We start from the raw sequence: 21,893 nt of genomic DNA, 5'->3' as shown, positions 1-21,893 counted from the left end.
AGGCGGGGCGGCCACCCCTGACAGAATGCGGGTGAGGACTGTTCCACGATGAGGAGTTGCCAGCCGTGATCCGTACCCACAATGCCGGAAGCCTGCGCGCCGCGGACGCCGGCTCGACGGTGACGCTCGCCGGCTGGGTGGCCCGCCGCCGCGACCACGGCGGGGTCATCTTCGTCGACCTGCGCGACGGCTCCGGCGTTGTCCAGGTGGTGTTCCGCGAGGAGGACGCGCACGCGCTGCGCAACGAGTTCTGCGTGAAGGTCGTCGGTGAGGTGACCCGCCGCCCGGCCGGCAACGAGAACCCGGAGCTGCCCACCGGCGAGGTCGAGGTGACCGTCGTCGAGCTGGAGGTGCTCTCCGAGGCGGCGCCGCTGCCGCTGCCGGTGGACGACCAGATCGAGGCCGGCGACGACATCCGACTCCGGTACCGCTACCTGGACCTTCGCCGCAGCGGCCCGGCGAACGCGCTGCGGCTGCGCTCGCGCGCCAGCCAGCTGGCTCGGGGCGTGCTGCACGAGCGGGACTTCCTGGAGATCGAGACGCCGACGCTGACCCGCTCGACGCCGGAGGGGGCCCGCGACTTCCTGGTGCCGGTGCGGCTTCAGCCCGGCAGCTGGTACGCGTTGCCGCAGTCGCCGCAGCTGTTCAAGCAGCTGCTGATGGTGGGCGGCATGGAGCGGTACTACCAGATCGCCCGCTGCTACCGCGACGAGGACTTCCGCGCCGACCGGCAGCCGGAGTTCACCCAGCTCGACATCGAGATGTCGTTCGTGACCGAGGACGACGTGATCGACCTTGGTGAGGCGATCGTCTCGGCGCTGTGGAAGGACCTGGCCGGGCACGAGATCAGCCGTCCGATCCCGCGGATCACCTGGCACGACGCGATGGCACGGTACGGCTCGGACAAGCCGGACCTGCGCTACGGCGTCGAGCTGACCGAGCTGACCGAGTACCTGCGCGGCACGGAGTTCCGGGTCTTCGCCGGGGCCATCGACGCGGGCGGTTACGTCGGCGCGGTGGTGATGCCGGGCGGCGCGGCGCAGAGCCGCAAGGAGCTGGACGGCTGGCAGGACTGGGCTAAGGCGCGTGGCGCGCGCGGCCTGGCGTACGTGGTGCTGGACGCGGAGACCGGCGAGGCACGTGGCCCGGTGGCGAAGAACCTCTCCGCCGAGCACCTGGGTGGGCTCGCCGACGCGGTCGGCGCGAAGCCGGGTGACGCGGTCTTCTTCGCCGCGAGCGCCACCACCCGGGAGGCGCAGGAGCTGCTCGGGGCGGCCCGCGTCGAGATCGCCAAGCGGTCCGGCCTGATCGACGAGAGCGCCTGGGCGTTCTGCTGGGTGGTCGACGCGCCGATGTTCGAGCGCACGGACGAGGGCGGTTGGACGGCCGTGCACCACCCGTTCACCTCGCCGAACTCGGAGTGGGTCGACCGGTTCGAGGAGGCTCCGGACCGGGCCCTCGCCTACGCGTACGACATCGTCTGCAACGGCAACGAGATCGGCGGCGGGTCGATCCGTATCCACCGGGGTGACGTGCAGAAGCGGGTCTTCGACCTGCTCGGCATCACCCCCGAGGAGGCGCAGGACAAGTTCGGCTTCCTGCTGGAGGCGTTCAAGTACGGCGCCCCGCCGCACGGCGGCATCGCCTTCGGCTGGGACCGGGTCTGCATGCTGCTCGCCGGTGCCGACTCCATCCGCGAGGTCATCGCGTTCCCGAAGACCCGGGGTGGCTTCGACCCGCTGACCAGTGCGCCCACCCCGATCACCGCACAGCAGCGCACCGAGGCCGGCATCGACGCCAAGCCCAAGCCCGCCGCAACCGCCCACACCGGAACGGCCGGCCCCGCAGCCCCGGTGGCAGACCCGGTCTGACCCCCTATCGCGCCGTCGATCATGAGGTTGACGGGGCCGCGCCACGGCGTGTCGCTCGTTAACCTCATGATCGACGGCGGCGGGGGAGTGGGCTGGCATGCGGGTGCTTGTTGTCGGGGGTAGTGGGTTAGTCGGGCGGGAGGTCTGTCGGCGGGGCGTGAGCGCCGGGTTCTCCGTTGTCGGGACGTTCCACTCCGGTGAGGTCGCGGTGCCGGGGGTCGCGGCACGGCGGCTGGACGTGACCGACCGGTCCGCCGTGCGCGCGCTGGTCGCCGAGGTACGGCCGGACGCCGTTGTCGGGACCCCGTATCGGTACGGCGACTGGGCGGTCACCGCCGACGGTGCCGCGCACGTGGCGGTCGCCGCCGCCGAGGTGGGTGCCCGGCTCGTGCACGTGTCCAGCGACGCGCTGCACGCCGGACGACCCGTGCCGTACGCCGACGACGAGCCGCCGACGCCGGTGCACGCGTACGGTGCCGCGAAGGCGGCGGCCGAGACCGCCGTGCGGGCGATCGACCCGGGCGCGGCGCTGGTGCGGACCTCCCTGATCGTGGGGGAGGGCAGCAAGCAGATCCAGCTCTGCCGGGACGCGCTCGCCGGTCGGGCCACCCTGTTCAGCGACGAGCTGCGCTGCCCGATCGACGTCGCCGACCTGGCCGCCGCTGTGCTGGAGCTGGTCGCCTCGACGTACGCCGGTGTGCTCAACGTGGCCGGCCCGGACGCGGTCAGCCGAGCCGAGCTGGGCCTGCTCGTGGCCGGGCGGTACGGCCTGGACCCGGCCGGACTGAAGACCACCACCAGCGCGGCCACCGGCCTGGTCCGCCCCTTGGACGTACGCCTGGACAGCGCGCGAGCGGCGGCCCTGTTGCGCACCCGGCTGCGTGGGGTTCGTGAGCTCCTGACTCCCTGAACCACCGACTCCTGCACGAACCAGATGCACATCTTCTATGCACAGAAGTTGTGCATAGAAGATGTGCAGAGATAGTGTGCGTGTATGGAGAGCCCTTCCCCCGGCGGTCCGGCCGAGCCGCGCCGCGTCCATCTGGACAACCGACAGGTCCGCACGCTGGCCCATCCGCTGCGGATGAGGCTGCTCGGCTCGCTCCGCGTCGACGGCCCGGCGACCGCCACGGCCCTGGCCGAGAAGCTCGGCACCAACACCGGTGCCACGAGCTACCACCTGCGGCAGCTCGCCGAGGTGGGGCTCGTGACCGAGGACCCCGCCCGGGGCACCAGCCGGCAGCGCTGGTGGCAGTCGGCACACGACGTCAGCGACTTCGAGCCCACCGACTTCGACGACGATCCGGACGCCCGTGCCGCCGTGCAGTGGATCCAGGCGGACCAGGTGCGCGTGATGGCGGACCTGGCCCAGCGCTGGCTGGCCGTCGAGCACCATCAACCCCGCAACTGGCGCGACGCGGTCGGCATGAGTGACCTGGTGCTGCCGCTCGACCCGACCCGGCTGCGGGCCCTCAGCGACGAGTTGTGGGCGGTGCTGATGCGCTACCGCGACGACGCCGTGGCCGAGGGCGCTGACGTGAAGCCGGTGCACCTGTTCCTGGCCGGCTTCCCACGGCTGGACGAGCGCTGGTGAGCGCGAGGAGTGGGCCGGGTCTGCGAGCCCCGCAGTCGCGAACGGAGGTGGCGGCGTGAGCGCGTTGACCGTACGTCAGGTTCGGCGTCGTTACCTCACGCTCTACGGCCTGCGCTGGCTGCCGACCGGTCTGATGATCCCGGTGATGATCCTGCTGATGCAGGAGCGCGGCCTGTCGTTGCCGCAGATCGGCCTGGTCGGCACGGCTCAGGGGCTGCTGGTGCTGGCGCTGGAGTTGCCCACCGGCGGGCTCGCCGACGCTCTCGGTCGTCGACCCGTGCTGCTCGCCGCCGGGGTGCTCAACCTTGTCTCCCTCGCGCTGTTCGCCGTGGCGGACTCGTTCGCGCTGTTCTTCGTGGTCTGGGCTCTGCAGGGCATCTACCGGGCGTTGGACAGCGGCCCGTTGGAGTCCTGGTACGTCGACGCCACCCTGGCCGCCGACCCGCAGGCCGAGTACGAGCGTGGCCTCGGCTACGCCGGCACCGTCGTCGGCGGCGCCATCGGCGGTGGCGCGCTGCTCAGCGGTGGTCTCATCGCGCTCGGCCCGATCGGGCCGGTCACCGCGCTCACGGTGCCCGTGCTGGCCGCCATCGTGGCGCAGGCGGCGGCGCTCGTCGCGCTCGTGGTGCTGCTGGTCGAGGAGCGGCCGGCCACCGGGGTCGCGGCGCTGCGGGCCTCGGTGGTCCAGGCGCCCCGGATGATCGGGCAGGCCGTCGGGCTGCTGCGTCGTTCCCGGGTGCTGCTGGCGTTGGTGGCCGTCGAGCTGTTCTGGGGCTTCGGCATGGTCACCTTCGAGTCGTTGCTGCCGGTCCGACTCGCCGAGGTGATCGGTGATCCGGAACGCGCCGCGGTGCTGCTCGGGCCGGCGAACTCGGCCGCCTGGCTCGCCTCGGCCGCCGGCGCGGCACTGACCCCACTGCTGCTGCGCTGGTTCGGCGCCGCTCCGGGTGCGGCCCTGCTGCGCATCCTGCAGGGCGTGACGGTGGTTGGGATGGGGTTGTTCGCCGGGCCGGTCGGCGTGCTGATCGCGTACCTGGCCTGCTACACCGTGCACGGCGCGTCCAACCCGCTGCACAGTGGGCTGCTGCACCGGCAGGTCGACGGCCCGTACCGGACCAGCGTGCTCTCGCTGAACTCGATGATGGCCCAACCGGCCGCCGCGTTCGGCGGGGTGGTGCTCACCGCGCTCGCCGCCAGCACCAGCATCAGCACCGCGATGGTGGTCGGCGCTGTGGTGATGGCCGTCGCCGCCCCGCTCTACCTGCCCGCCTGGCTGGCCGGCCGTCGGAGCGCTCCGGCCGTCGAGCCGACCGCGGTCCCGGTACCCGCCGCCGACCGTTAGCGACGACCCCTCGCCTGGCCGGCCGAGACGCCGGTCAGGCGAGGCGGATCGAGCTGAGCGGGAGGGTGAAGGTGTAGCCGAGCCGACGGTAGAGCCGCGCCGCACCGACGTTGTGCGTGTAGACGCCGAGCCCGACCAGGTCGTGACGTGCCAGCAGCGCCCGGGTCATCCCGGCGGTCAGGGACGCGCCCAGCCCCCGACCGCGTTGGTCGGAGGCGACGGTCAGGCCGGCCAGGAAGCCGATGTCACCCTGGCTGCGGTCCGCGCCGCACGCCACCAACCGGTCGCCGGCCCAGATGCCGTACCAGTCGACCACCCGTGGGTCGCCCGGCCGGGAGGTGCTGGTGGGGAACGACTCTTCGACAAGTGCCGCCAGCGCCGGCTGATCGGCCGCGGTGAGGCGGACCACCGGCTGTTCGTCCGGCTGCGCCGGCGGCGCCGTGTCGGTCCAGTGGAAGTCCCAGTCGCTGTGCTCGGTCACCGCCAGCCGGTCGACCAGCAGACCGCGGTCGTGTCGAGGCAGGTGCAGGTGCGGGCGCTGTCCGGACTGGAACATCCCGTCGGCGGCCAGCGCGACACAGATCTCCAGCGCCGGCTCGGCCGGGCCGATCGCGCAGCCGGCCGGCCCGTGTTCCGGCGGCACCACCCACAGCACGGCACCATCACGCTGGTACGCGCGTACCGGCCCGGCCCGCCCGAGCGCGTGCCGGGCGAACGGGTGGTGCCCGACGGCGGCCAGAACGGCGCTCCGGTCCTGGAGCACCTGGTCGTCGATGATCATGGGGTCCAGCCTAGAAGTCGGGGGTCGAATGCCTCCGCCGGGCCGTCGCGGCGTGGCCACCTCCACCGTGGAGATTGGCGAGTCGACCGATTGGGTACATCACGCGCCGACCTACTGGGAACCCCCACCGGAGGACCGACATGCTCGCCATTCTCGCGGCCATCGTCTTTGGCTTTGCTTTGCTGCTCGACCTGCTCGGCACCGACTTCGGAGCGCCGGACCTGTTCAACTGGAACACCCTCGTACTCATCGGGTTGCTCCTGCTCTCGCTCTACCTGGCCGGCGTGGGCAGCGGCCCGCGCGGCGGTGGCGGCGGCCGCTGGTACCGGGGCCGTCGCCCCGGGCGTGGCTGACCGGAACCGATCACCGGTGGCGGGCCCGCGGCGCGATTCCGGCGTCGTGGGCCCGGCCCGGTACTGTCTTCGTGATGGAGTCCGACGCCCTCTTCTCCCTCGGTGAACCCGCCGGGTCGCGCAGCGCGCCCGACGGTCCCGCCGGTGTCGACGGCTTCACCGCGGTGGCCGACGATTCGCCCCTGCCCGTCCGGATGCGCCCGGTGACGCTCGACGAGCTCGTCGGGCAGGAGCACCTGCTCGCTCCCGGCGCACCCCTGCGGCAGCTGGTCTCCGGCGGGGCGCCGATGTCGGTGATCCTCTGGGGCCCGCCGGGCAGCGGCAAGACCACCATCGCGCACCTGGTGGCCGGGGCCACCGACCGCCGCTTCGTCGCCATGTCGGCGCTCTCCGCCGGCGTGAAGGACGTCCGGGCGGTGATCGAGGCGGCTCGCCGCCAGCGTCGTTCCGGTGGCCCGCAAACGGTGCTCTTCATCGACGAGGTGCACCGCTTCAGCAAGACCCAACAGGATTCGCTGCTCGCCGCCGTCGAGGACCGTACGGTCACCCTGCTGGCGGCGACCACCGAGAACCCGTACTTCTCGGTCATCTCACCGTTGCTGTCGCGGTGCGTGCTGCTCACCCTGCAACCGTTGGACGACGAGGCGGTACGGGGCCTGCTGCGCCGCGCGGTCGCCGACAAGCGTGGCCTGGACGGCGCGCTGGTGCTGACCACCGAGGCCGAGGATCACCTGGTCCGGCTGGCCGCCGGTGACGTCCGTAAGGCACTCACCGCCCTGGAAGCGGCGGCCGCCTCCGCGACGGCCCTCGGTGGTGGGCGGATCGACCTCGCCACCGCCGAGCAGGCCGTCGACGTGGCGGCGGTGCGCTACGACCGCGACGGCGACGCCCACTACGACGTGGTCAGCGCCTTCATCAAGAGCATGCGCGGCTCGGACGTGGACGCTGCGGTGCACTGGCTGGCCCGCATGCTGGTCGCCGGTGAGGACGCCCGGTTCATCGCCCGTCGCCTGGTCATCTTCGCCAGCGAGGACGTGGGCATGGCCGACCCCGGGGCGCTGAGCGTGGCGACCGCCGCGGCGCACGCGGTCGAGTACGTCGGGTTGCCCGAAGCGCAGCTCAACCTCGCCCAGGCGGTGATCCACCTGGCCACCGCGCCCAAGTCGAACTCGGCCACCACCGCCATCGGCGCCGCCATCGCCGACGTCCGGGCCGGGCGCGGTGGCCCGGTGCCGCGAGGGCTGCGCGACGCGCACTACGCCGGCGCCCGAGGGTTGGGCCACGGGACCGGCTACCGCTACCCGCACGACGACCAACGCGGCGTGGTCACCCAGCAGTACGTCCCGGACGACCTGGTGGGCACCGACTACTACCAGCCCAGCCCGCACGGCGCGGAGCGGTCGGTGGCCACCAGGTTGCCGCTGCTGCGCCGGATCGTGCGTGGTCTGCCGGCTCCGGCCACGCGCCCGCAGACGCCGACATCCGAGCCGTCCGTAACGGCGCAGACCGCGCCAGCGCTATCCCCGGGGGCCGCCCGTCCGACGACGGGCACGGATGCCCCCGGCACGATGCAGGACAGCGGCACCGACGCCGCAGGAGAGGGTCAACAGTGAGATCGCGTGGTGGGGACCGCCCGGACGAGGGCCCGGACGAGCGGCGCGATCCCCGCGCCAAGACCCGCCGTTGGGGTCGCGGCCGGGCTGCTGAGCCCGAGCCGGAGGAGCCGGTCGCCGGCGAGGAGTTCGGCTGGATCGACGATCTGCGCTCGGCCAAGCAGCAACGCACCGAGCTGGGCCCGGACGGCGCACCGGCGGAGCCGAACCGGCCCCGCGGGGGGATGCCGCCGGCAGACCCGGCCGGGCCTCCGGCACAACCCGCCCCGCGTACGGCGGGAGAGCCGGCCGGTGCGCGCGGCAGTGCGCCGGAGCCCTCGGCACCGCCGGCTCCGCGTCAGAGTGAACCGGGCGGTGCCGCCGCCCGTCGCCCGGTCGACGGGCCCTGGCCCGGGGAGACGCCGCCGGCGGGTCGCCGGCCGGACACCCGGCCGCCCGCATCCGGCCCCGCAGCCGGGCAGCCGCCACGCCGCGGCGTCCAGCCGGTACCCGGCGCCCGTGGTGCCGTACCGCAGTCCCCGCCCCCCGCTCGCCCGGGCGGAGGTGACCCGGCCGGACCGGCGGGGCCTCGTCCGGCACCCGACGCGCCCGGCGGCCTGGCCCGTCCGCGCGGTGCGGCCGCCCCTCCCGGCCCGCCCGTGGGCCCACCGACCTCGGGCCCCCCGGCCGGTCGTCGCCCGGACGCCGCCGCTTCGCCGGCCCGTCGGCCGGACGCCGTTGTTCCGCCGGGCCGTCATCAGGACCCCGCCGCACCCGGCGGTCAACCCGACTCCATGCCGCCGCTGCGCCGTCCGGACGCCGGTCCGCCGGTCCGCCGACCGGGCCCGGAGCAACCGGTCGAACCCGGCCGTGCCCGGCCTCCCGCCGACGGCCCGCCCGCCGGTCGCCGCGCCGCCGGCTCGGCACCCGACCCGACGCGGGCCGCCGGAGCACCCGCCGCCCCCGGGCCGGCCCGCTTCGACGGCGCGCCGGCTGGCGTCGTGCCGCCAGCAGCGGACGGCCTGCGGCCCGACCCCGCCATCGACCGTGATCCGCGTACCGCCCGGCGTCGTCCGGGCCCGGCCGACCCCGGTGCACCCGAACCCGCCGGGCGCGCGTCCGAGGGTCCCCGTCCGACAGCCGGCGGGCGTCGCCGCGCCGCGGAACCCGACGAGCCGGTCGTGCCCCGCTCGGGGAACGCGCCGCCCGTGCCCCGCTCGGGGAACGCGTCGTCGGTGCCCGAGGCGACCGGCGCGCACAGTGGCGCCCTGCCCACCACCGGCCCCGCCGACGGCACCGGTCGCCGCCGCGTCGTCTCCGATGAACCGGAACGCCGAACGCCGCCCGGCGGCGAACCCCGCCCGGACCGGCCGGACCGCCCGGAGCGGCCAGCGGACTGGCTGCGCCAGGCCGGCCGCCTGCCACACACCGACCCCGGCCTGCGGGTGGTCAACCGCCGAGACGGCAGTCCGCCGGCCGGGGGGCGCCGTCCGGCGCCGCCCACCGGGCCGGTAGACCTCACCGACCAGGCGTCCGGTCGACTCGCCGTGCCCGACCCGGCTGCGGAACGCACCGCCGCCCGCCGCCCCGCCGGCCCGCCGGTCGACCCCGGCGCGGACACACCGACCGGTCGTCGCGCCGTCCGGCCCGACGGGCCGGGATCCACCGGAGAGCAGGCGCTGACCTACCCCGCGCCGCCCGGTGACCGGCCCGCCCGTGGGCGGGGCGCTGCGGCGCTGCCCCCCACTCCGGACCCCACTGTTCGGCGCGGCCGTGCCGTGGCGGGGCCCGGCCCGGACGCACCGCCCGCCCCGGATCCGACCGGCCGACGACGACGTGGACCGGCCGAGCCGGGCCCTGACGGTACGGCTGTCCCCGGTCGACCGGGGACCGCGAGCGACAGTGGCGACGACCCCTACGCCGGCGGTCGACCCGGCGGCGGTCCCGCTGCTCGGGGCGCTGCCCGCTCCGTCCCACCCGGTCGGGCCCGCCCCGCTCCGGGCGACGCGCCGGCACCCGGCACCGGGCGCCGTGGCGCTGACGGCCCACCGCGTCCCGGCCCGGGTGGCGATGCGGCACCCCCGGACACGACCCGTCCGGATGGTCCGGCCCGTGCGGCCGTGCCGCCGGGTGTGGACGGTCCGCCGCGTGCCCGTCCGGATGGTCCGGCTCGTGCCGCCGTGCCGCCGGGTGTGGACGGTCCGCCGCGTACTCGTCCAGATAATCCGGCTCGTGCCGCTGTCCGCCCACCCGGCGGCCAGCCGCCCGCCGACGACCGGACCGGTGAGCCCGGCCCGGCCCGTGGTGCTGCGCCGGCCGGGCGACCCATGCCGGCCGACCGCGCCGCCGGCCGCGCCCTGCCGCCGAATCGGGAGCCCGGCCGTGCCGAGCCGAGCGGTGTCGCGCCCGTGCCGCCGCCCGGACGCGCCGGCGAGCCCGTCGGCGTGGCCCGCGCCGCCGCCGCGGTGCCCGCCACGGCCGGTCCGGTGGACCGGCCGGAACCGGAGCCCTCCGACGGGCCGGCGCTGCGCTCGGCCGGTCAGGACGCGCCGGACGACGACGCCGCACCGGGTGCCCGTTCCGAGGAACGCCGGCAGACCCGTGAACGACGTCGGCTGCGCGCGGCGGTGTTGGTGCTGGTCAGCGTCGTGCTGCTCGGCGCGGTGCCGCTCTTCTTCGGGCTCCGGACGCTGAGCCGTGACCCGGTCTTCGACAACCTGGACCAGCTCGGCGTGCCCGCCTGGGCGGCCGCGAAGACGGTCGACGACGTCAGCGGGAGCCGCTGGTGCCTGCTCGACTGCCGGCTGCGTGAGCGCACCGTGACCTCGGAGAAGGCGCCGAAGGAGACGGCGCAGGTCTACGAGGACGCGCTGCGGCGGGACGGGTGGCAGCCGTGGAAGGTGAGCCGCTGCCCGGAGCAGGAGACGAAGGGCAGCTACACCTGCTGGCGTCGTGACGAGTTGACCCTCGACCTGTGGGTACGCGAGCCGACCTGTGTGCCGCCGCCGGTGGACGGCGAGCCGGCGGTCGTGCCGTCCGGCGACCCGTCGGCCGCTGCGACCGAGTGCACCGGCTCGTTGGTGTCGGTGAAGGTGCGCAATGCGATCGACGACGAGCGGACCAGGCCGCAGCCGACCACCGACCCGTCACTGACCGGTGAGGATCCGTTCCCGACGGTCAGTGCGGATCCGCTGGGTGAGCCGACACCCTCACCGTCCTGAGCCGGTCTCCATCACGGACGGTAGGGTCTGGGGCTGGCGGGCACACCCGCTACCGGTGAGCGCCGACGGCTCGGCGGCCGGTACGGGTGGCATGGTTGTGCGTTCCGGGGACGTCGGGTCCTGCGGAACTCTGTTTGAGGAGGACAGGCGTGGGCGACATTGGAGCGATAGCGGCGCTGATCGCGGCATCCGCGTTCGCGGTGCTGGTGCTCATCCTGACGCTGCCCATCCTGCGGCTGCGGCACACGGTTGACGCCACCACCCGCATGATCAACGACCTGAACGATCGGACCGCGCCGCTGCTCGGTGACGTGAACACCACTGTGAAGAACGTCAACACCGCGCTGGAGCAGGTGCAGATCTCGCTCGACGGTGTGAACCTCCAGCTGGCGAAGGTCGACACCATGACCAGCCACGCGCAGAACGTCACCGCCAACGTCGCCAACCTGGCCACCGTGGTCTCCGCCGCGGCCGCCAACCCCCTGGTGAAGGTGGCCGCGTTCGGCTACGGCGTGCGGAAGGCCGCCGCCGGCCGCCGGCACGCCGAGACCGAGCGCGAGGTACGCGACACCATCAAGCAGCAGCGACGGGCCGCGCGACGCGGCAACAGCTGACCGGCCCGGCGCACCAGGAGGTAGCGGGACATGAGGCGCTTGTTCTGGCTCGGCATCGGGGTGGCCGTCGGTGTGATCGTGGTCCGCAAGGCGACCCGGACCGCTCAGGCGTACACGCCGGCGGGCATCGCCAGCTCGCTGACGGAATCCGCTGGCGGGCTCGTCGAGTCGCTGCGTAGTTTCGTGGAGGACGTCCGGGTCGGGATGGCCGAACGCGAGCAGGAGATCCACCACGCGTTCGCCCAGGGCGAGGCGTTCGACGACAAGTTCGCCGACCTGCGGGAAGACCCGCGAATCGGCGATCGAGAAATCTTTCCGGAGGAACACCAGCGATGAAGACGGCGGAGATCAAGCGGCGGTACCTCGCGCATTTCGAGGCGAATGGGCACGCCGTGGTGCCGTCCGCTCCGCTGCCCGCCATCAGCGATCCGAACCTGCTGTTCGTCAATGCCGGCATGGTGCAGTTCGTGCCGTACTTCCTGGGTCAGCAGACGCCCGCGTACCAGCGGGCGGTGAGTGTGCAGAAGTGCATTCGCACGCCGGACATCGACGAGGTCGGTAAGACGAGCCGGCACGGCACGTTCTTCCAGATGAACGGCAACTTCTCCTTCGGTGACTACTTCAAGGCCGGTGCGATTCCGCTGGCGTGGGAGTTGTCCACGAAGCCGATCGCCGAGGGTGGGTACGGGCTGGATCCGGAGCGGATCTGGCCGACGATCTACCTCGACGACGACGAGGCGTACGAGATCTGGCGGTCGGTGGGTGTGCCGGCGGAGCGGATCGTGCGTCGGGGCAAGGCGGACAACTTCTGGTCGATGGGCATTCCCGGGCCGTGTGGTCCGTCGTCGGAGCTGTTCTACGACCGGGGCCCGGAGTACGGGCGTGAGGGCGGTCCGGCGGTCGACGAGGACCGGTACATGGAGTACTGGAACCTCGTGTTCATGCAGTTCGAGCGGGGGCCGGGCACCAACAAGGAGGACTACCCGATCCTGGGTGACCTGCCGGCGAAGAACATCGACACGGGCATGGGCCTGGAGCGGATGGCGTCGATCCTGCAGGGTGTGGACAACCTGTACGAGATCGACGAGGTCCGGCCGATCCTGGCGCGGGCGGCCGAGCTGACCGGGAAGCGGTACGGGGCGCACTCGGGGCACGTGGCGAGTGAGTCGCACCCGGACGACGTGCGGTTGCGGGTGATCGCGGATCACGTGCGTACGGCGTTGATGCTGATCGGTGACGGGGTGACCCCGTCGAACGAGGGTCGCGGGTACGTGCTGCGGCGGATCATGCGTCGGGCGATCCGGTCGATCCGGTTGCTGGGTTGGCAGGAGCGGGCGCTGCCCGAGCTGCTGCCGGTGGCGCGGGACTGCATGGCGCCGTCGTACCCGGAGTTGGCGACTGACTTCGACCGGATCGCGGACTACGCGTACGCGGAGGAGGAGGCGTTCCTGTCCACGCTGCGGGCGGGAACGACGATCCTGGACACCGCGATCGCGGAGACCCGCACGGCGGGCGGCTCGGCGTTGTCCGGGGCGAAGGCGTTCCAGTTGCACGACACCTACGGCTTCCCGATCGATCTGACTCTGGAGATCGCCGCGGAGCAGGGCCTCAGCGTCGACGACGAGGGGTTCCGGCGGCTGATGGCCGACCAGCGGACCCGGGCGAAGGCCGACGCGCAGGCCCGCAAGACGGGGCACGTCGACCTGTCGGCGTACCGGTCGGTGCTCGACGCGGGTGGTCCGGTGACGTTCACCGGGTACGGCGAGGTGTCCCGCGAGTCGACGGTGCGGGCGCTGCTCGGCGCCGACGGGCCGCGTCAGGCGGCGACCGAGGGCGACACCATCGAGCTGGTGCTGGACACCACCCCGTTCTACGCCGAGGGCGGTGGGCAGCAGCCCGACCAGGGCATGATCACGGTTGGTGGCGGGCAGGTCGAGGTGCTCGACGTGCAGCAGCCGGTGCCCGGTCTGATCGTGCACCGCGCTCGGGTGATCCGGGGCGAGGTACGCGCCGGTGAGGCCGGCTTCGCCGAGATCGACACGACGCGGCGTCGGGCGATCTCCCGGTCGCACACCGCCACGCACCTGGTGCACCAGACCATGCGCAACTTCCTCGGTGAGTCGGCCACGCAGGCCGGGTCGCTGAACGCCCCCGGTCGGCTCCGGTTCGACTTCAACACCCCGACCGGGGTGTCGCCGAGCGTCCTTCGTGACGTGGAGCAGCAGGTCAACGAGGTGCTGCTGGCCGACCTGGAGGTGCACGCCTTCATCACCTCGTTGGAGGAGGCGCGGCGCATCGGCGCGATGGCGCTCTTCGGCGAGAAGTACGGCGAGGAGGTGCGGGTCGTCGAGGTGGGTGACTACGCCCGGGAGCTGTGCGGCGGCACGCACGTGGCCCGCTCGGCCCAACTCGGCCTCGTGAAGATCCTCTCCGAGTCGTCGATCGGCTCCGGTGTCCGCCGGGTGGAGGCGCTGGTCGGCATGGACGCCTTCGGCTTCCTGGCCAAGGAACACCTGTTGGTGTCCCGGTTGGCCGAGCTGTACCGGGTGCCCAACGATCAGGTCGCCGACCGGGTGGAGCAGACCGTCACCCAGCTTCGGGACGCCGAGAAGGAGCTGGAGAAGCTGCGCGCCCAGTTGGTGCTGGGTGGCGCGGCGGCGCTCGCGGCGCAGGCCAAGGACGTGCGCGGGGTCGCGTACGTGGGCACGGAGGCGCCGGAGGGCGCGGCCGGTAACGATGTGCGCACCCTGGCCCAGGAGATCCGCGGCAAGATCGACCCGGCGCGGCCGGCGGTCGTCGCGGTGGCGGCGCGGTCGAACGGCAAGGCGTCCCTGGTGGTCGCGGTCAACGCGGCGGCGCGCAGCCGGGGCCTGGCCGCGTCGGATCTGGTGAAGGCGGCGTTCTCCGGGCGCGGCGGTGGCAGCCCCGACCTGGCCCAGGGCGGCGGTCTGCCCGCGGCCGAGGCGCCGAACCTGCTGCTCACCGTCGAGAAGGCGATTACTGAAGCGTGACGGATCATCACTGTGGGTCAGGGCGGGCCGATTGGTCCGCCCTGGTTCGTACCCGGTCGGTGGTGACCCTCGGTGGCTGAGCTGACGCGCGGTGTGCGGATCGGTGTGGATGTCGGTCAGGTGCGGGTGGGCGTCTCCCGCTCGGATCCGGACGGGATCTTGGCAACGCCGCTGGTCACCCTGGCCCGCGATCTCACGGCGGCGCCGGACGCGGTGCCGAGCGACCTCGCCGAGTTGGCCGCGTTGGTGGCCGAGCACGAGGCCGTCGGGGTTGTCGTCGGTCTTCCGGTCAATCTCGCCGGCAAGCATGGTCCTGCGGCCGTCCATGTGAAGGCGTACGCTGACCGACTGGTCGATGTGATAGCGCCTGTCCCGGTAACGCTCACTGACGAGAGGATGTCGACCGTGGTCGCTTCTCGTAGGCTTGCCGAGCGTGGCGTCCGAGGTAAACGTCAACGTGCGGTTGTCGATCAGGCGGCCGCGGTGGAGATCCTGCAGAGCTGGCTGGACGCGCAGCGGAGGCGGACGTAATGATCGACGATCTGGATCTTGGGTTCGACGATGCGGAGCGGGGGGAGAAGGGTCGGCACCGGCGCGGCTTCCGCAAGCGCAAGAGCGGGTCCGGCGGCGGCCGGGGCAAGACGTTCCTGGCTCTGCTGATGGCCCTGCTCCTGTTGGGCGGCATCGGCGGTGGCGCGTTCTACGGCTTCGACCGTATTCAGAACTACTTCGTCACCCCCGACTACGACGGCAGCGGGGCCGGTGAGATCACCGTCGAGATCAAGAGCGGCGCGCTGCTCGCCGACATGGCCGACGCCCTGGTGGCGGCCGACGTGGTCAAGAGCCAGAAGGCGTTCATCGAGGCGGCCGAGGCCAACTCGCGCAGCAAGAACATCCAGCCGGGCACGTACAAGCTGCGCAAGCAGATGAGCGGCGCGAACGCCGTGACCGCGATGCTCGACCTGAAGAACAAGATCGTCAACGGGTTGACCATCCCCGAGGGCCGCACCAGCTTCAACATCTACAAGCTGCTCTCCGAGAAGACCAAGATCCCGGTCAAGGACTTCCAGGCCGCCGCGAAGGACCCGGAAGGGCTCGGCGTCCCGGACTGGTGGTACACGCGCGGTGACGGCAAGAAGAGCGTCAAGTCCATCGAGGGTTTCCTCTTCCCGGACACCTACGAGATCCCGCCGAAGTCCACCGCCGAGAGCATCCTCAAGCTGATGGTGAACCGCTTCCTCTCGGTGACCGGTGAGATGAAGTTCGCCGACCGGGTGCAGGAGGAACGCAAGGTCAGCCCGTACGAGGCGCTGATCGTGGCCTCCCTCGCGCAGGCCGAGGCGGGCAACAAGGACGACCTCGGGAAGGTCGCCAGGGTCGCCTACAACCGCGCGTACGGCGAGTTCCCGTGCAACTGCCTGGAGATGGACGTCACCGTCAACTACTACCTGGAGTCGATCGGTAAGCCGACCAAGTCGTCCAAGCAGATGACGGCGGCCGAGCTGGACGACCCGAAGAACCCGTACAACCGCAAGCTGCGGGGCATGATCCCCACCCCGATCAACAACCCGGGCAAGCAGGCCCTGGAAGGCGCGATGGACACGCCGACCGGCAAGTGGCTCTACTTCGTGGCCATCGACAGGGAAGGCCACTCGGAGTTCGCCGAGACGTACGAGCAGCACCAGCGCAACGAGAACAAGGCCCGGGAGGCCGGCATCATCTGACCGGCCGAATCACGCCGTAACGGCTCCCTTCCCATTGCGACCGCAATTGTGGTCGTCGCCGGGAAGGGAGCCGTTACGTTTTCAGTCCTGACGCGCAATTACTGCGTCATTGTCAGTGACTCGTGCCGGTCCACGTGCCGGTGCGCGGGTTGAGGAACGTCCACACGCCATTGCTGTTCTGCTTGCGCAGACCGAACGTGCGGTTGTAGCCGTAGTAGAAGTAGCCGGTCTGGGTGCTCGTGTCGAACCCCGTGTTGCGGTTGACCGCGCCGTACGCCTTGCCCCAGGTCTGCGGCCCGACGGAACCGTCGATGCCGATGTTCATCACGTCCTGCCAGGTCCTGGTCTTGGCAGCGGTGTTGGAGCCGAACTCCCCGTCGATGAAGCTGGTGCCGACGGTGCCGCTCAGGTCGTCGGCCCAGACGATGGCCTGCCAGAGCCGCACGATGTTGCCCGAGCGTACGCAGGAGCTGGAATTGCACAGCTGGTGGTTGTCCGACCAACTGCCCGCTGCGGCGTCCGCCTTGGCGGGCGCGCCGATCATCAGCGAAAGGCTGAAGGCTGCGGCAATTGCGACCAGGGCACGCAGAATGCGTTTGTTCAAGGTTCCCCCCATTTTCAGATCGGTCGTACCGTCGCCGGAATGCTTTCACTCCCATCGATGAGCGTCAAGCGTTGGCCGCCCCCGGGCGTGGTCCTCGACAGTGGGTCTCTGGTGGCTCGATCTGCCTGCTGGGTAGGGTCGATCCGAGGGTCCGCGAGGACGGAGACGTGATGCGGAACACGACAGCAGCGCTGGGTGGTGCGGGGTGACCGAGGCGAGCCGTAGGGCCGCGGTGCTGGGCAAGCCGATCGCGCACTCCCTCTCCCCGGTCATCCACACCGCGGGTTACGTCGCCGCCGGGCTGACCGGCTGGTCGTACACCCGGATCGAGTGCGCGGCCGCGGAGCTGCCGGATCTGGTCGCCGGCCTGGGCCCGGAGTGGGCCGGGTTGTCGGTGACCATGCCGGGCAAGGAGGCGGCGCTCGCCGTGGCCGACGCCGCGTCGCCGGTCGCCGCCGCCGTCGGTGCGGCCAACACGTTGGTACGCCGTCCGGACGGCTCCTGGTACGCGGACAACACCGACGTCGCCGGCATGGTGCGGGTTCTCGCCGACGCCGGCGTGGCAGCCGGTGCCGCCGTGACGGTGCTCGGCGCCGGCGGGACGGCCCGCGCCGCGCTCGCCGCCGCCGCGCAACTGGCCTGCTCGTCGGTGACGGTGGTGGCCCGCCGACCCGAGGCGGTCGACGAGTTGCGCCCGGTGGCGGACGCGGTGGGTGTCGCGCTGACACCCGCTTCGTGGGCCGATGCGCCTCGCCGGCTCGGCACCGCCGACGTGGTCGTCTCCACGGTGCCGAAGGGGGTGGCCGACCCGCTGGCCGGCGCGGTGGCCTGGCGGCCGGGCGCGGTGTTCTTCGACGCGCTCTACGACCCGTGGCCGACGCCGTTGGCGACGGCCGCCGACACGGCCGGTTGCCGGATCGTCTCCGGTCTGGATCTGCTGCTGGCTCAGGCGGTCGGGCAGTTCGAACAGTTCACCGGCGTGACCGCGCCGAAGGCGGCGATGGCCGCCGCGCTGACTGCCGCTCGCGCCGGCTGACGGACCGAACAGGCAGCCGCGACGTCCTGGAGGCCGGCAGCTTCCCACGGGTCCGTTGACTGCGCGCGTGCTCCACGGGCAAGGTGTGTGGCGGGCTTCGGTCGCGCCGGTGGCCGGAGGCCCTGATCTCCCCGAGGCGGTTTCTTAGCTGACGGTTAAGACGCGCTTACGGAAAACTGTCCTACCTGCCACATGTCCTGGTCATCGATACGCTGCTCACCGTTACGGACGCAGACACAGGGAGTTTCCTTGACCAGGCACGGACTGCACCGCATCACCCGGTTCCGCTCCGGACCCCGGCGTAAGGCGATTGCCATCGGCGTGGTCGGCGGTTCGGTGGTGGCCGGCATCGTGGCGACGATGATGCCGCTGCTGGCCAGCGACGACCTGTCGATCCGGGCGGCGGCCGACACGACCGCCACCGCGGTGTCGCAGGACGGTGACAACGCGGCAAAGTCGACGCTGGCCACCTGCGCGACGCGCTGCGACGGCAACCCGCGCGGTGGCCGCGAGGCGGTCATCGAGTTCGCGGTGACCACGGTGCCGTCCACCGCGGTCAACATCCGGGCGACGCTGCGGGTGCACGCCTGGCAGCAGTTTCCCGCCACGGTGACGGCGCACGCCTCGCCGCTGAGCGCCCGCGAGTCGCGGCCGCCGCTGACGTCGGCCGGTGCCGCGCTGGACAGCGTGACCAGCGTGTCCAAGGGCTTCAACGAGTGGGACGTCTCCAAACTGGTCACCGGCAACGGCACCTGGACGGTCTCGTTGACGCAGAGCGGCCTGGAGAGCCGGATCTACTGGGCGTCGGTCGAGAACCGCAACCCGGACCTGCGACCCAGCCTGCTCATCAGCTACGACCTCGGGTCCCGGCCGTCGCCGGTGACGCCCACCCGGCCGGCACCGCCGCCCTCGCCGAGCGCGTCGCCGACCACCTCCTCGCCGAAGCCGTCGCCGACCATCGCCCCGACCCGGACGGCGACCCCGAGCGCCAGCGGCACCCTTCCGTCGGGCAAGTGTGGTTCCGTCTCGGACAAGCTCGTCCCGTCCTGTGGTGCCTGGTGGGGCATGTACTCGCCCGCCGGTGCGGCCGGCGGCTGGGACCACGGCAAGGCCGTCTCCGATGTGGAGACTCAGGTCGGGCGCAAGTTCGACATCGTGCACCGCTACCACGACTTCTCCAACGCCGGCAGTAACGGCGCCTTCCCCGACATGTACGAGCAGCAGCAGATGCGCGAAGGCCGACTGATGTTCTTCGCCTGGGAGTCCCGGGACTTCTCGGCCGGCACCACCCTGAAGTGGTCGGACGTCTACGGCGGCAAGCAGGACGGCACCATCGACGCGGTCGCGGGCCGGATCAAGGCCGCCGGTGTGCCGGTCTTCATCGGTTTCGACCACGAGCCGGAGGACGAGCCGAACAAGGGCAGCGACGCCGATTTCGTCCGGGCCTGGCGCTACGTCCACGAGCGGTTCGCCAACGCCGGCGCTACCAACGCGGTCTGGGTCTGGACGATGATGGGCTGGTCCGGGCACTACTCCCGGTACGCCGGCCTGTACCCGGGTGACCGGTACGTCGACTGGGTGGCCTACGACCCGTACAACTTCCACGTCTGCAACGGCAGCACGGTGTGGAAGAGCCCGAGCACGACGGTCGGTGGCTTCTACCGGTGGCTGGACGACAACGGCATCGGTGCGGGCAAGCCCCGGATGCTCGCCGAGTTCGGCACCAACTTCAACTCCGCCGACCTGGGCGCCAAGCAGCGGTGGTTCCAGGAGTTCCCGGCGGCGCTGAAGGAGCACCCGAAGATCAAGGCGGCCATCTACTTCAACTCGGCCGGCATGACCAGCCGCACGTCGACCTGCGACATGACGATGAACCACGACGCCGCGGCGGTGGCCGGCTTCGCGAAGGCCGGCCAGGACCCCTACCTGCGGCAACCCACCGGAGGTAACCGCTGACGTTCGAAATGCGCTGACCGGACGACGTTCGCCGGGGGTCGCACAACCGATCCTCCGGCGTTCTGTCGGCTTGCGGATTCATGCACCGCCCAATCGGCGGATTTTGTTTACCAGGCTGGACGAGGCACGCTACCTCGGGTTCTCATCCAATCTGGAGGCGCAGCGTGCCCAAACTCTCGCACTTGTGGCGTTTTGCAGGACGACGTCGTACTCGGGCGGGGATGGTCGCGTTGGCGATCATCGCCGCAGCTCTGGGCGTGCCCACGACCGCGTCGGCCGCTGTGGTACCGGTCCCGGCCACGGCGACGCTGGTGTCGGCGAACCCCGCAGACACGACCCCGCACGCCCGAGACGGTGAGACCCGTGCCTTCGCGCAGGTGGGCAACACGGTCTTCGTCGGCGGTAGCTTCACCCAGCTCCGGCAGACCGCGAGTTCCGCGTGGGTGACGCAGCGCTACCTCTTCGCGTACGACCGGACGTCCGGCACCATGTCGACCACCTTCCTGCCGGTGCTCGACGGCGCGGTCAACACGCTCCTCGCCGGCCCTGGCGGCACGCTGATCGTCGGCGGCACCTTCAAGAACGTCAACGGCGTCTCCCGGAAGAACCTGGTGGCGCTCAACCCGTCGACCGGCGCGATCGTCGACAGCTGGGTCGGGCGTTCCGACGGCGGCACCGTCCGTGACCTGGCGCTGCACGGCAACTGGCTGTACGTGGCCGGCGCGTTCAACTGGCTCAACGGCACCGCGCACTCCGGTCTGGGCCGGCTCAACGCGACCACCGGCGCGATCGACCCGAGCTTCAGCATCGACGCCACTGTGGGGCGGCACGGCACCACGTCGTACGTCTGGACCATCGACGTCGCGCCGGACGGCGGCACCCTGGTCGTCGGCGGCAACTTCACGCTTGTCAACGACCTGCCGCGCAACCAGATGGCGTTGGTGGACGTCTCCGGGACTCCCACGCTGCTCGACTGGAGCACCGACAAGTTCGTCGCGCCGTGCGCCGCGCCGACGACCTTCGTGCACTACGTGCAGGACGTGAAGTTCGGTGGCGACGGCAGCTGGTTCGTGGTCGGCACCAACGGCGGCGCCGGCTGGCCGGCCGCGTACTGCGACGCCCTGGTCCGCTTCGAGACCGCCGCGCGGGGCAGCGGCCTGCTCGCGACCTGGATCGACTTCACCGGCAACGACACCATCACCTCGGTCGAGGTCGCGGACAACGTCATCTACCTGGGCGGGCACTTCCGTTGGCTGAACAACCCGAACGCCAGCGACAACGCGGGCTCGGGCGCGATCGACCGGCTCGGCATCGCCGCCGTCACTCCGGCGACCGGCATGCCGGTGAACTGGAACCCGCGCCGTAGCGGCAGCGCCTCGATGCCGTCGGGCACCAGCAGCTGGGGTTCGTCGGTGCCGGTGCTCTGGCGCGGCTCGGACGGCCTCTACTTCGGGCACAACTCCGATGGCATGGGCGAGGAGTACCACGGCCGGCTCGGTATGTTCCCGCTCGCCGGCGGACGCACCTTCACCCCGAAGAACCCGCCGTCGGCCACCACCGGCAACCTCTACCTCGGCACCGCCTCGGGCACCGTGGCGAAGGTGCCGTTCAACGGCACCGAGCTGGGCACCGCGACCAGCGTCAGCCAGCCCACGTACACGTCGGCCGGCGCGACGTGGCGGGTGGACGACCGGATCTACTGGTCGCACACGGTGGCCGGCACGCCCACCGGCAGTCGGATCGACATCTCGCTCTTCAACGGTGGCGCGATCGGCTCGCCGTGGGAGGCGTCCGGCTACAACGACTGGTACAACCCGGCGTTGCTGACCGGTGCGTTCTTCCTCGACGGCCGGCTCTACTACACCCGTACCGGGGCGAACAACCTCTACTACCGGTACTTCGAGATCGACGGCAACTACCTGGGTGCCACCGAGTTCACGCTGCCGACCACGGGCGTGACCTGGTCCTCGGTGCGGGGCATGGCCTGGGTGGGCGGCCGGATCGTCTACGGCTCCACCGACGGCGCGCTGCGGAGCGTTCCGTTCGACCCGACGGCCGCGCCGACGGCGGTGGTCAACGGCACCACGGCGACGGTCATCAGCAGCGCAACGCCCGAGTTGTCCTGGTCTACCCCATCGACATTCTTCTCCGTACAGTAAGGGTCAACCGTTCGTAACGGAGCATCGGTAGATTG

At 71.9% G+C, this 21,893-nt stretch carries 16 protein-coding genes and 1 pseudogene; 15 read left to right on the top strand and 2 right to left on the bottom strand.

From position 1 onward, the window contains the following. The first annotated feature begins 65 nt into the window (after window positions 1–65). The 4 genes and pseudogenes from aspS to ACIBEF_RS19075 all read left to right on the top strand — a co-directional run. Window positions 66–1,871 (top strand): aspartate--tRNA ligase, encoded by a 1,806-nt coding sequence (gene aspS, locus ACIBEF_RS19090; protein WP_355009226.1) that lies wholly within the window; start codon window positions 66–68, stop codon window positions 1,869–1,871. Window positions 1,872–1,968: 97 nt separating this feature from the next. Beyond that, entirely contained in the window at window positions 1,969–2,781 is an 813-nt protein-coding gene (locus ACIBEF_RS19085; protein WP_396794552.1) for a sugar nucleotide-binding protein, read from the top strand. A gap of 84 nt (window positions 2,782–2,865) precedes the next feature. After that, window positions 2,866–3,465, top strand: coding sequence for a helix-turn-helix domain-containing protein (locus tag ACIBEF_RS19080; RefSeq protein WP_396794551.1), 600 nt, complete (start codon window positions 2,866–2,868; stop codon window positions 3,463–3,465). A gap of 55 nt (window positions 3,466–3,520) precedes the next feature. After that, window positions 3,521–4,841, top strand: a pseudogene (locus ACIBEF_RS19075) (MFS transporter); the annotation flags it as partial. Here the strand turns inward: ACIBEF_RS19075 and ACIBEF_RS19070 are convergent. Then, window positions 4,842–5,588, bottom strand: coding sequence for a GNAT family N-acetyltransferase (locus ACIBEF_RS19070; RefSeq protein ID WP_396794550.1), 747 nt, complete (start codon window positions 5,586–5,588; stop codon window positions 4,842–4,844). Between the two features lie 140 nt (window positions 5,589–5,728). On the opposite strand from ACIBEF_RS19070, the gene ACIBEF_RS19065 reads away from it, so the two are divergent. The 8 genes from ACIBEF_RS19065 to mltG all read left to right on the top strand — a co-directional run bounded on the left by ACIBEF_RS19065 (window position 5,729) and on the right by mltG (window position 16,103). After that, window positions 5,729–5,941, top strand: a complete 213-nt coding sequence (locus ACIBEF_RS19065; protein WP_124855015.1) for a hypothetical protein — start codon at window positions 5,729–5,731, stop codon at window positions 5,939–5,941. Between the two features lie 74 nt (window positions 5,942–6,015). Continuing rightward, on the top strand, window positions 6,016–7,554 hold the full coding sequence (locus ACIBEF_RS19060; RefSeq protein ID WP_396794549.1) for a replication-associated recombination protein A: 1,539 nt from the start codon (window positions 6,016–6,018) through the stop codon (window positions 7,552–7,554). Window positions 7,555–10,058: 2,504 nt separating this feature from the next. Further along, window positions 10,059–10,754, top strand: a complete 696-nt coding sequence (locus tag ACIBEF_RS19055) for a hypothetical protein (protein ID WP_396794592.1) — start codon at window positions 10,059–10,061, stop codon at window positions 10,752–10,754. Window positions 10,755–10,903: 149 nt separating this feature from the next. Then, window positions 10,904–11,368: a DUF948 domain-containing protein gene (locus tag ACIBEF_RS19050; protein ID WP_124823092.1), complete on the top strand. Its 465-nt coding sequence runs from the start codon at window positions 10,904–10,906 to the stop codon at window positions 11,366–11,368. A gap of 30 nt (window positions 11,369–11,398) precedes the next feature. After that, window positions 11,399–11,704 (top strand): hypothetical protein, encoded by a 306-nt coding sequence (locus tag ACIBEF_RS19045; RefSeq protein ID WP_091401860.1) that lies wholly within the window; start codon window positions 11,399–11,401, stop codon window positions 11,702–11,704. After that, on the top strand, window positions 11,701–14,379 hold the full coding sequence (gene alaS / locus ACIBEF_RS19040) for an alanine--tRNA ligase (protein WP_396794548.1): 2,679 nt from the start codon (window positions 11,701–11,703) through the stop codon (window positions 14,377–14,379). Before ACIBEF_RS19045 ends, alaS begins: the two co-directional genes overlap by 4 nt. A 72-nt stretch (window positions 14,380–14,451) precedes the next feature. Beyond that, window positions 14,452–14,910: a Holliday junction resolvase RuvX gene (gene ruvX, locus ACIBEF_RS19035; protein ID WP_112677948.1), complete on the top strand. Its 459-nt coding sequence runs from the start codon at window positions 14,452–14,454 to the stop codon at window positions 14,908–14,910. Then, on the top strand, window positions 14,910–16,103 hold the full coding sequence (gene mltG, locus ACIBEF_RS19030) for an endolytic transglycosylase MltG (RefSeq protein WP_357226083.1): 1,194 nt from the start codon (window positions 14,910–14,912) through the stop codon (window positions 16,101–16,103). The genes ruvX and mltG overlap by 1 nt, the downstream gene beginning before the upstream one ends. 112 nt (window positions 16,104–16,215) lie before the next feature. On the opposite strand, the gene ACIBEF_RS19025 is transcribed toward mltG, so the two are convergent. Next, entirely contained in the window at window positions 16,216–16,647 is a 432-nt protein-coding gene (locus ACIBEF_RS19025; RefSeq protein ID WP_355009217.1) for a peptidoglycan-binding protein, read from the bottom strand. A 265-nt stretch (window positions 16,648–16,912) separates the two neighbouring features. On the opposite strand from ACIBEF_RS19025, the gene ACIBEF_RS19020 reads away from it, so the two are divergent. The 3 genes from ACIBEF_RS19020 (at window position 16,913) to ACIBEF_RS19010 (ending at window position 21,858) form a co-directional block, all read left to right on the top strand. Then, on the top strand, window positions 16,913–17,743 hold the full coding sequence (locus tag ACIBEF_RS19020; protein WP_396794546.1) for a shikimate dehydrogenase: 831 nt from the start codon (window positions 16,913–16,915) through the stop codon (window positions 17,741–17,743). A gap of 249 nt (window positions 17,744–17,992) precedes the next feature. Continuing rightward, window positions 17,993–19,699, top strand: coding sequence for a glycosyl hydrolase (locus ACIBEF_RS19015; RefSeq protein WP_396794544.1), 1,707 nt, complete (start codon window positions 17,993–17,995; stop codon window positions 19,697–19,699). Between the two features lie 221 nt (window positions 19,700–19,920). After that, window positions 19,921–21,858, top strand: a complete 1,938-nt coding sequence (locus ACIBEF_RS19010; protein ID WP_396794543.1) for a hypothetical protein — start codon at window positions 19,921–19,923, stop codon at window positions 21,856–21,858. The last annotated feature ends 35 nt before the right edge of the window (window positions 21,859–21,893 follow it).

The sequence above is a fragment of the Micromonospora sp. NPDC050795 genome (assembly GCF_044456785.1).
Classification (GTDB): Bacteria; Actinomycetota; Actinomycetes; order Mycobacteriales; family Micromonosporaceae; genus Micromonospora.
Note: the sequence above shows the minus strand (reverse complement) of the source record. Positions and strands in the feature narration are given on the sequence as shown.

What these genes read in the sequence shown, in the direction of transcription:
- ACIBEF_RS19080 (WP_396794551.1), top strand. Translation starts at nt 2,866, where the DNA reads ATGGAGAGCCCTTCCCCCGGCGGTCCGGCCGAGCCGCGCCGCGTCCAT.
- ACIBEF_RS19070 (WP_396794550.1), bottom strand. Translation starts at nt 5,588, where the DNA reads ATGATCATCGACGACCAGGTGCTCCAGGACCGGAGCGCCGTTCTGGCC.
- alaS (WP_396794548.1), top strand. Translation starts at nt 11,701, where the DNA reads ATGAAGACGGCGGAGATCAAGCGGCGGTACCTCGCGCATTTCGAGGCG.
- ACIBEF_RS19060 (WP_396794549.1), top strand. Translation starts at nt 6,016, where the DNA reads ATGGAGTCCGACGCCCTCTTCTCCCTCGGTGAACCCGCCGGGTCGCGC.
- ACIBEF_RS19025 (WP_355009217.1), bottom strand. Translation starts at nt 16,647, where the DNA reads ATGATCGGCGCGCCCGCCAAGGCGGACGCCGCAGCGGGCAGTTGGTCG.
- ACIBEF_RS19065 (WP_124855015.1), top strand. Translation starts at nt 5,729, where the DNA reads ATGCTCGCCATTCTCGCGGCCATCGTCTTTGGCTTTGCTTTGCTGCTC.
- ACIBEF_RS19045 (WP_091401860.1), top strand. Translation starts at nt 11,399, where the DNA reads ATGAGGCGCTTGTTCTGGCTCGGCATCGGGGTGGCCGTCGGTGTGATC.
- ACIBEF_RS19085 (WP_396794552.1), top strand. Translation starts at nt 1,969, where the DNA reads ATGCGGGTGCTTGTTGTCGGGGGTAGTGGGTTAGTCGGGCGGGAGGTC.
- mltG (WP_357226083.1), top strand. Translation starts at nt 14,910, where the DNA reads ATGATCGACGATCTGGATCTTGGGTTCGACGATGCGGAGCGGGGGGAG.
- ACIBEF_RS19010 (WP_396794543.1), top strand. Translation starts at nt 19,921, where the DNA reads ATGGTCGCGTTGGCGATCATCGCCGCAGCTCTGGGCGTGCCCACGACC.